At 69.3% G+C, this 10,003-nt stretch carries 8 protein-coding genes; 4 read left to right on the forward strand and 4 right to left on the reverse strand.

The window, feature by feature from the left end:
* Positions 1-236: 236 nt before the first annotated feature.
* The 4 genes from OU415_RS36930 to OU415_RS36945 are packed head-to-tail and all read right to left on the reverse strand — an operon-like array spanning position 237 to position 5,248.
* Entirely contained in the window at positions 237-833 is a 597-nt protein-coding gene (locus OU415_RS36930) for a GTP-binding protein (RefSeq protein WP_270954376.1), read from the reverse strand.
* Entirely contained in the window at positions 814-1,557 is a 744-nt protein-coding gene (locus tag OU415_RS36935; protein ID WP_270954377.1) for a DUF742 domain-containing protein, read from the reverse strand. The genes OU415_RS36930 and OU415_RS36935 overlap by 20 nt, the downstream gene beginning before the upstream one ends.
* Before the next feature lie 32 nt (positions 1,558-1,589).
* The gene (locus OU415_RS36940; RefSeq protein WP_175548002.1) at positions 1,590-1,997 is read right to left on the reverse strand and encodes a roadblock/LC7 domain-containing protein; all 408 of its coding nucleotides are present in this window, start codon (positions 1,995-1,997) and stop codon (positions 1,590-1,592) included.
* Positions 1,998-2,017: 20 nt separating this feature from the next.
* Positions 2,018-5,248, reverse strand: a complete 3,231-nt coding sequence (locus tag OU415_RS36945) for a sensor histidine kinase (RefSeq protein ID WP_270954378.1) — start codon at positions 5,246-5,248, stop codon at positions 2,018-2,020.
* A gap of 576 nt (positions 5,249-5,824) precedes the next feature.
* Here OU415_RS36945 and OU415_RS36950 point away from each other — a divergent pair.
* From OU415_RS36950 to OU415_RS36965, 4 genes are all read left to right on the forward strand, one after another.
* Positions 5,825-6,835, forward strand: a complete 1,011-nt coding sequence (locus OU415_RS36950) for an ABC transporter substrate-binding protein (protein WP_270954379.1) — start codon at positions 5,825-5,827, stop codon at positions 6,833-6,835.
* A gap of 215 nt (positions 6,836-7,050) precedes the next feature.
* Positions 7,051-7,818 (forward strand): ABC transporter permease, encoded by a 768-nt coding sequence (locus OU415_RS36955; protein WP_270954380.1) that lies wholly within the window; start codon positions 7,051-7,053, stop codon positions 7,816-7,818.
* A 136-nt stretch (positions 7,819-7,954) separates the two neighbouring features.
* Positions 7,955-8,758 carry an ABC transporter permease gene (locus OU415_RS36960; RefSeq protein WP_270954382.1) on the forward strand — a complete coding sequence of 268 codons (804 nt, stop codon included), beginning with the start codon at positions 7,955-7,957 and terminating at the stop codon, positions 8,756-8,758.
* A 6-nt stretch (positions 8,759-8,764) separates the two neighbouring features.
* The gene (locus OU415_RS36965) at positions 8,765-9,766 is read left to right on the forward strand and encodes an ABC transporter ATP-binding protein (protein WP_408641990.1); all 1,002 of its coding nucleotides are present in this window, start codon (positions 8,765-8,767) and stop codon (positions 9,764-9,766) included.
* The last annotated feature ends 237 nt before the right edge of the window (positions 9,767-10,003 follow it).

Consider the following 10,003-nt stretch of genomic DNA (forward strand, 5'->3'; position numbering starts at 1 on the left):
GAAGTTCTCCACAGGTGACCCGAGTTGTCCACAGGTCCCGACACGCCGGGGTCCCGACACGCCCGGGTGTGCAGTTTCAATTGAAACTGCGGAACCCAGGCACGGCGGATCACAGTTTCAATTGAAACTGCGGTTCGGGAGTCGGCGTGTCGGGGCCCGACACGCCTGTGGTGCGCAAATTCCATTGAAATCGGAGGTGCGATTTCAATGGAATTTGCGGGCGACGGAGCCGGGGGTCAGCGGGTGGCGGCCATGCGCTGGCGCATGGCGTGCTGGACCAGGGTGATCAGGGCCTGCTTGGTGCTGTCCCGGTTGCGGGCGTCGCAGGAGATCATCGGGACCGAGGGGTCGATGGTGAGGGCTTCGCGGACGTCCTCCATGCGGTGGTGGTGGACCCCGTCGAAGGTGTTCACCGCGACGATGTACGGGAGGCCCCGGTCGTCGAAGAAGTCGATCGAGGCGAACGCGTCCGCCAGGCGGCGGGTGTCGACCAGGACCACCGCGCCGATCGCGCCGCGCACCAGGTCGTCCCACATGAACCAGAACCGGTGCTGGCCGGGCGTGCCGAACAGGTACAGGATCAGGTCTTCGTCCAGCGAGACGCGGCCGAAGTCCATCGCCACCGTGGTGGTGACCTTGCCCGGCGTGGCGCTGAGGTCGTCGACCCCGACGCTGGCCTCGGTCATGACCGCTTCGGTCGTCAGCGGCACGATTTCGGAAACCGAGCCGACGAACGTCGTCTTCCCGACGCCGAAACCACCGGCGACCACGATCTTCGTCGAGGTCTTCCGGCCGCTCGGCGTGGCGCGGGGATCAGAGCCTGCGAAGCCCACTGAGCACCCTCTCCAAGAACTCCATGGACGGCCGATCACCGACGACCATGCCGCTGTCGTGAATCAGGACCAGTCCGGTGTCGGCCATGTCGCCGATCAGCACGCGCACCACGCCCAACGGCAGCCGCAGGTGCGCGGCGACCTCGGCGACGGAGCGGGCCTCCATGCACAGCTCGGAGATCGAGCGGTGCTCGGACCGGGATTGGGCCGCCTGGCTGCGGCCGCGTTCGCTGGTGGTGACCAGCGTTTCGATGGCGAGATCGTGATCGGTGCGGGTCCGCCCCCGGGTGCGGGCGTAGGGCCGCACCAGCGAACCGCTGTCGAGCCCGTCGTCCTCCGGGGCGTCCATGCTGGGGATCGCCGGCATCGATCCGGAGATCGACGGCATGGACTGCGAGATCGGTGCCATCGGTTGCGAGATCGACGGCATCGACTGGGAGATCGGCCCCATCGATCCGGAGATCGACGGCATCGACACCGACGGCGGACCGCTGCCCTCGACCGGGCGGGGCAGGTCCGACGCGTCCTGGGGAGCGTCGTAACCGGAACCGAACAGGTCGGCGCCCGGGCCGCCGAACAGCGCCCGGTCGTAGCCGCCGAGCGAGTCCGCGCTCTGCCCGGCCGCGTCGTCGACGAAGTCGTCCTGCCAGGATTCCGCGCTCAGCCTCTTGTTGTAGAGGCGGAACAGGTCACCGTCCCAGCTTGGCTCGGAACCGGTGGTCATGGCGAGCTCCCCTCAGCGTTCCCCAGCCGGAGTCACCGGCGGCCCATGCCCTGCAGCTGCGCGCGCAGCTCCGGCGTGAGCTGCCGGCCGACCCGCTCCACGAGCAGCGTCATCTCGTAGGCGACCAGGCCGATGTCGGCGTTGGGCGCGGCGAGCACCGCCAGGCAGGAGCCGTCGCTGATGGACATCAGGAACAGGTAGCCCTGCTCCATCTCGACCACGGTCTGGGTGACCTCACCGGCTTCGAAGCACCGCGCGGCGCCCTGGGTGAGGCTGACCAGGCCGGAGGCGACCGCGGACAGCTGCTCGGCGCGGTCGCGCGGCAGGCCTTGGGAGCCGGCGAGCAGCAGGCCGTCCGCGGACACGACCACCGAGTGCGCCACGCCGGGAACCCGACGCACGAAGTCGGTGATCAGCCAACTGAAGCTGTTGCTGCTCATCGGTTGCTGCACGGACCCGTTCACTCCTGCTCCTCGGGACGGCTCGCGTTCGAGCGAGGTTCGGTGGAAACCGGTTCGGCCTTGGAGTGCCTACCCCGTTTGACACCCTGCTGGAAGTTCGCCATCCGGCCTCGCACGGCGTCGGCCGAACGCGGGGTGGCGGGTTTGCGGCGCGGGGCTTGCGACGAGCGCGGGGTCGCCGAGCCCGGCCCCAGGTTCGTCTTGGGCACCCGCTTGGGCAACCCGGCTGCGGTGGTCTCCTGGACCTCCGGGGTCTGCAGCAGCGCTTCGGCTGCCTTCCAACCCACGTCGGCGCCGCCCCAGCCCGGGTCGGGCGTGGTGGTGCGGGGCACCTCGGCGACGGGCTCGGGGGCCGGTTCCGCCGCGACGGGCTCGACCTCCGCGGGCTCCTCCGCGGGCTGCGCGGACGCGGACTCGGCCGACTTCGGCTCGGACCCCAGCGGCGAATCGTCCACATCGGACTCTCGGAACCACTGCGACAGCACGGCTTCGTAGATCGGCAGGCGTTGGGTCGGCGCGTCGTCCATGTCCCAGGCGGCTCCTCTCGGCTCATCGTCGGCGAACGCCGGCTGGCCTTGGGTGCTCTGCTCGGGACTCCCCCTCCGGGGCAGCTCGTCCGCGACCGCGTCCTGCCGGGTTCCGTTGTCGGCGGCGCGTTCGGAATCGACCCTGCTCTCGACCTCGGCGGGTTCGTGGGCGAACCCGTTCAGCGCACTGGTCTCGTGCGCCGGTTCCACCGGTTCGTCCGGGAATTCCGTCGGGGTGAACCGAGCGGTCTTCTCCGCCTCGAACGGGCTGTGGAACAGGTCGGCCGCTGCGGCGGGCGGGCCGCACTGGCCTTCAAAGCCGTTGGAGATCTCGTCGCTGGGCCATTCCTCGGCGCGGACGTCGTCGTCCGCGGGCGCCGTCCGCTCATCCTCCCACTGGGGGACGTCGGTGGCGCCGAACGAATCGCCGGTGGCCATGGTCACCGAGTACTCGGTCGACAGCTCGGTGTCCGCCTCGTCCGGTTCCTGCCGCGGCTCGCGCTGCGGCAGCTCGGTGAACGCGGTCGACTGGTCGAGGCCGAGCTGCGGCAACGGGGCGCGCTCGGTGGGCGGCTCGGCCGCCCGGTCGGAGCGCCCACCGCCGAAGGCAGCGGCCAGGCCGAGGTGGGTGCCGGTCTCGCTGAGCGAGTCGCGGCGCTCGTCGCCTCGGCCGCCGCGCGGCACGTCGGGCATCGGCATCGGGCCGTCCGGGGTGAGCTGCACCACGAGCTCGCCAGAGAGGCGGACCGTGGCGGTCGCGCCGCCCTCGAGGCCGTCGTTGTTGTGCAGCTCGACGCGGATGTCGTGGCGGCGGGCCAGCTGGCCGACCACGAACAGACCCATCCGGCGGGACACCGCGACGTCGATCTCCGGCGGCCGGGTGAGCCGCTCGTTGATGTCGTCGATCTCGTCGGAGTCGATGCCCACGCCGCGGTCGCGGATCTCGATGACGAGTTCCTGCCTGCGGTAGGCGGCGCGGACGGTGACCTCGGTGTCCGGGTTGGAGAACACCGTGGCGTTCTCCAGCAGCTCGGCGACCAGGTGCACGAAGTCGTTGACCACGCGGCCCTGGATGGCCAGGTCGAGGGTGTCCACCACGGCGATCCGCGCGTACTGCTCGACCTCGGACACCGCGGCGCCGAGGACCTCGTTGAGCGGCACCGGGCGCATCATCCGGCGGGTGAGGTCGGTGCCGCCGAGGATCAGCAGGTTCTCGTTGTTCCGCCGCATGCGGGTGGCGAGGTGGTCCAGCTCGAACAGGCTGCTCAGCTGGTCCGGGTCCTGCTCGTCCTGCTCCAGCCGGTCGATCAGGGACAGCTGGCGCTGCACCAGGGTCTGGCTCCGGCGGGCGAGGTTGACGAACAGGTCGTTGATGTTGTTCCGCAGCAGCGCCTGCTCGGAGGCCAGGCGCAGCGCCTGCTGGTTGACCGTGTCGAAGGTCCGGGCGACCTGACCGATCTCCTCCTCGGTGTGCACCGGGACCGGCGGCACCGTGATCTGGCTGGCCGTGCTCGGGTTCTCGTTCACCCGGCTGATCGCGTCGGGCAGGCTCTCCTGCGCGATCTCCAGCGCGCTGTAGCGCAGGGTGCGCAGCGGGCGCAGCATCGAGCGGGCGATGAACGCCGCGACGCCGAAGGCGACCACCAGCAGGAGCAGCAGCAGGACGGAGTCCCGGACCAGCGACCACCAGGCGGAGTCGGCGAGGTCGGTGGCGTCGGTCTGGAAGTCGTTGAGGACCGAGTCCTCGACGGACCGCACCAGGTCGGTCCGCTCACCGGCGACCTGGCCCCACTGGGCCGCCTGGACGCCCAGCGACGCGGACTGGTCGCTCTCGGCGCGGATCAGCGCGGTCTGCTCGATCTGCTCGGTGGTGTCGACCGCAGCGCCGGCGACGCGTGCCGCGTAGAGGGCGCTCTGCTCGCCGTTGGCCGAGTTCAGGAACTCGGAGTAGGCGGCTTCGAACCGGGCGTTCGCGGCGCGCATCGCCTCGGTCTGCCCGGTGAGGAAGTGGTCGCGCAGCGCGGCGCTGAGCAGGATCGAGCGCTGCTGGGCGAGCTGCTCCTTTGCCCGGCCGAGCGCCTCGGAGGCTCGCGCGGTCTGGCTGACCTGCGTGTTCACCGCGGACGTGGACACCGTGCGGTTGACCTGCAGCAGGGTGTCGATGACCGAGTTGTAGGCGACCAGCGTCTGCGGGCTGGTGAAGCGGCCGTTGATGGTGTTGCGCAGCGCGCCGAGGCTGCCGACGCGGTGCACCGCGCTGTTGTAGGAGTCGCGCACTTCTGGCGAGAACCCGCCAACGCGGCCTTCGAAGTCGCGCAGCTTCTGCACGGCGCCGTCGACCTTGCCGCTCTGCGCGGCGTAGTCGTCCTTGGCCTGCGGGGAGCCCGAGGTGGTGAACACCACTGCGAAGTCGCGCTCGCGCTGCAGCTCGTGGGTCAGGGCGGAGGCCTGCTGGGCCAGTTCCACCTGTTCGACGATGGTGCTGAGCCGGTGCTGGGTGGTCACGCCGTCGTAGACGCGGATGCCACCGACCGCCAGCGCGGCCAGCGTCGGCACCAGCAGAACGGCGGCCATCTTGTACCGGAGGCGCCAGTTGCGCAGCCACCACTTCTTGGTCCGGGTAGCACCCGGTTGGTCGGGCGCACCGGCTCCGGTAGCGGGGTCGTTGTTGAGCATCCCTGTTTCCTGCGCTGCGGCGGACATGTGCGACACCGCCACGGCTAGCTACCTCTCCGCGCCGCGGTGGTGTTGATCATCGTGCGGGGAGTGCGCCCGCGATCCGGCGTCGCCACGCCGAGAACCCACGAGCAGGCCGACGATTCCTCGGCTTCCGCCGAGCAGTCGATGACCCTGACTCTGTCAGCCGGGCTTGCCATCACACTCCCTGGTCACAACGTGCATCCCCCGAAGCAAGAGGCCAGTCACCTCGACGGGCGAGACTATACTTAACTGGGCGTCACAAGTCAGGCCCCCAACGCCCGCGTTCATCACACGTTCGAGTGGTATGGACAACAAATGGGCCGTTTGTGTGATGACGAGCTAGTTACAGCTGGTTGTGGGCGTTTGGTGAACGTTCTACAGTTCGGGTGCCCCGCCACCGCCACCGCACTGCCGGGGGCGCGCCGACTGTTCCTCACCCGCATCCCCAGAGCAGACGGTGATCGCTGGCGCCGCGAAAGGCCACGGCGCTCACGGGGCACGCATGCGCTCGGTTGCCGCGCACCGGACAACCCGGCGCGGTTCTGCACCATGTCGCACCCCGAATCCGAGGAGGAACCCATGAGCCCCGCCCCCCGCGGCCTCCCCCGCAGGAGCCTGCTGAAACTCGCAGGCGGAGCGGTCACAGCCGGCGCGCTGCTGGGCACGAGCGGCTGCGGCCTCCTCGGCGGCTCGAAGTCGGACGGCGGCGGGAACGAGCTGGTCGAGAAGCAGAACCTGCGGGTCGGCGCGCTGCCGATCAACGACCTCGCGCCGCTGCACCTGGCGGTGCGCAACGGCTACTTCAAGGAAGCCGGCCTCAACGTCGAGATCGTCACCGCCAGCGACGGCAGCGCGGCCCTGGCCAGCACCATCGGCGGCGACTACGACATCACCTACAGCAGCTACGTGCCGTTCTTCGCCGCCCAGGCCAGCGGCACGGCGCCGCTGCGGATCGTGGCCGACTGCGCGTCCGCCACGCCGAACTCCACGGTCATCATGACCTCCCCGTCGAAGACCAACATCCGGGAACCCAAGGACCTCGAGGGCAAGAAGATCGCCATCAGCGGTCCGAACACCATCACCGAGCTGCTGGTCAAGGCCACCCTCGACGCCCACGGCGTGAACTGGCGCGGGGTCGAGCTCTCCCCGGTGCCGTTCATGAACATGCCCGCCGCGCTGGACCAGGGCCGCGTCGACGCCGCGATCGTCACCGAGCCCTTCCTCACCATGGCCGCCCGCAACGGCGCGGTGCCGGTGGTCGACACCTCCACCGGCCCGCTGGAGGACCTGCCGCTGACCGGCTACGGCGCGACCGCCAAGTTCTGCGACGAGAACCCGAAGACCGTCGCGGCGTTCCAGAAGGTCATGGACCGCGCGGTGGCCGAGTCGCAGGACCGCAGCAAGATCGAGCCGCTGCTGCCGGAGTTCGCCAAGATCGACAAGGAGACCGCGTCGATCATCACGCTGCTGAAGTTCAACTCCCGCGCGGACGCCACCCGCCTGCAGCGGGTGCCGCGGCTGATGAAGCAGTACGGCTTCATCAACAACGACATCAACGTCGAAGAGATGATCGTCACCCCCAAGGCCTGAGCCGAGCGGGGAGGGTGAATTCGGGCCGAGCGGCCGGATTTCACCCTCCCGACTCCGCCAGTTCTCCTGGAGTTTCCCGAAATCGGCGCTTAGGTGCCGATTTCGACGTTCCCGGCCCCGATCACCGCACCGCGCACCCCAGGTGCTGGAATTCGGACACACCAACGCAAACCGCCGGGCGCACCGCACCGCACGCGACAGAGCTGATTCGGGACATGACGAAAACACTCCGGGGTCTTCTCGGATTGCTGGGCTTCCTGCTCGTCTGGGAGGTCTTCAGCCGATCCGGAGCCGTTCCCCAGCAATACTTCCCACCACCGTCCACAGTGCTCGCGCAGCTCGCCGAGCTGCTCGGCGACCGCGACTTCCTGCTGGACGTGATCGCCAGCGTGCTGGCCTGGGCGATCTCGCTGGGCATCGCCATCGCGATCGCGGTCCCGGCCGGGCTGCTGCTCGGCAGCGTCCGCAGCATCCGGGTGGCCACCCGCTCGATCATCGAGTTCCTCCGCCCGATCCCGTCGGTGGCGCTGATCCCGCTGGCGATCGTGCTGGTCGGGGCCGGTCCGGAGACCAAGATCTCGCTCGCGGTGTACGCCGCGGTGTGGCCGATCCTGTTCAACACCATCTACGCGCTGGACGAGATCGACCCGGTCATGGTCGACACCGCGCGCTCCTTCGGGCTCGGCCGCGGTCGCATCATGTTCACCGTGGCGCTGCCCAACGCCGCGCCGTTCGTGCTCACCGGCATCCGGATGTCGGCGGCCGTCGCGCTGATCCTGGTGGTCAGCACCGAGTTCCTGGCCGGCGGCAGCGGCGGGCTGGGCAACTTCGTGCTCGACGCCAGCTCCGGCGCCGGCCGGATGGACCTGGTGCTGGCCGGCACCCTGGTCGCGGGCATCATCGGCTACCTGATCAACGAAGCGCTGGAACTGCTGCACAAGCGCGGCCTCCGCTGGAGCACGGTCGATCGGGAGGCGGCATGAACAAGCCCGTGTCAGGCCGCGCCCTGCGCAACGGCATCTCAGGGGACCGTGACGCAAACCAGCCACAAGAAACCCCGAAACGCGAGATGCAACCGGACGCAACCGCCACTGTGAATCGCGGAGAGGCGGGACGAGTGTGAACAAGCTTCAGGGGTTCTTCCGCCGGTGGTTCGTGTTCGTCATCGCGATCGTGCTCTGGGAGCTGGTGACGCGCTTCGCGCAGAACCCGTTCTTCCCGCCGCCGACCCGGATCGTCGAAGCCGCCGCCGAGAAGTGGTTCAGCGGCCCGGCCTCCTCGCTGTTCCTGACCGAGGAGGTCTACACCGACCTGCTGGCCAGCCTCGGCCGCGTCTTCGCCGGCTGGCTGATCGCGGTGGTGGTCGGCGTCGGGCTGGGCACCCTGCTCGGCCGCTCCCGCACCGGCATGGACTACTTCGGACCGCTGATGGCGTTCATGCGCGCCATCCCGCCGCCGGTGCTGGTCCCGGTGTTCCTGGTGCTGCTGGGCATCGGCACCGAGATGCAGATCACCGTGATCGTGTTCGGCGTCATGTGGCCGATCCTGCTCAACACCGTGGACGGCGTGCGCTCGGTCGACCAGGTCAAGGTCGACACCGCCAAGTCGTTCCGGATCCCCCGCTCGCACTGGGTGTTCGGCGTGGTGCTGCCCGCCGCGACCCCGAAGATCTTCGCGGGCCTGCGGGTGAGCCTGTCGCTGGCGCTGGTGCTGATGGTCGTCTCGGAGCTCGTCGGCTCCACCAACGGCATCGGCTACCGGCTGATCTTCGACCAGCGGGCCTTCGACCTGCCCGCCATGTGGGCCGGCATCGTCCTGCTGGGCATCCTCGGATACCTGCTCAACACCCTGCTGCTCGCAGTGGAACGCCGCGCGCTGAGCTGGCAACCCTCGCAAGCGTCGGCGAACGTAGTCGGAGGCTGAATCTCGATGACCGAAACCAAGACCATGCTGGAAGTCTCCGGGCTCGGCCACCGCTACGGAGGCGCGAACGGCCACCAGGCCATCGCCGACCTGACCTTCCAGGTGCGCACCGGTGAGCTGGCCTGCATCGTCGGCCCGTCCGGCTGCGGCAAGTCCACCATGCTCCGCTCCATCTCCGGGCTGATCAAGCCGACCGACGGGCAGGTCAAGCTCAAGGGCAACCCGGTGCAGGGCGTGCCCGAGGACCTGGCCGTGGTGTTCCAGGACTACAGCCGCTCGCTGTTCCCCTGGCTGTCGGTGCGGTCCAACGTGGAGTTCCCGCTGCGCTCCCGCGGCGTGAGCAAGGCCGAGCGCCGCGAACGCGCCGACGAGGTGCTGGAGTGGGTCGGCCTGTCGGCGGCCGCGAAGAAGTACCCGTGGCAGCTCTCCGGCGGCATGCAGCAGCGGGTGTCCATCGCCCGCGCCCTGGCCTGCCGCCCGGCCCTGCTGCTGATGGACGAGCCGTTCGCCTCGGTGGACGCCCAGACCCGCTTCGAGCTGGAGGACCTGCTGCTGCGCGTCCGCAAGCAGTTCGACAGCACGGTCCTGCTGGTCACCCACGACATCGACGAGAGCATCTACCTGGCGGACCGCGTGTTCGTCCTGTCGAAGTCCCCGGCCACCGTCGTGTCGGACCTGGAGATCCCGCTCGGCGACGAGCGCGACCAGATCACCACCCGCGAGTCGGAGACCTTCGTCCACCTCCGCAGCGAGGTGGCCCGCCTCCTCGACGTCCGCACCGCAACCACGGCCAAGCCCGCAGAGCCGGAGCCGAAGGCGGAGGCCTCGGCAGAGGCGGGAGCGGAAGCCCCGGCTGAGGCTGAGCCGAAGGCGGAGGCTCCTACGGAGGGTTCGGCCGAAGCGGCGGACGCCGCCGAGTCCGATGTGGACGAATCGGCGAAGTCCACTGCGGAGCAGTGGACGGAGGCCGAGAAGGCGGAGCAGGCCGAGAGCGCGAAGCGCGGCTGACCGACCAAGGCGAAGGGCGCCTGCTGCCGACCAAAACGGCAGCAGGCGCCCTTTTTCACGCCCACACTCCCCCAACCGTGCGAGAGTTGCGCCGCTGCGTCGTCAGGGGAACGCAAATTCAATGGAAATCAGACGTCCAATTTCCATTGAGGTGATCTCAGTGGATTCGGCCGTGTTCGTGGTGGGTGAGGACGAGGGCGGCTTGGACGATGTCGCCGATTTTGCGGGGGCTGGCGG

The sequence above is a fragment of the Saccharopolyspora oryzae genome (assembly GCF_027853915.1).
Taxonomy (GTDB): domain Bacteria; phylum Actinomycetota; class Actinomycetes; order Mycobacteriales; family Pseudonocardiaceae; genus Saccharopolyspora; species Saccharopolyspora oryzae.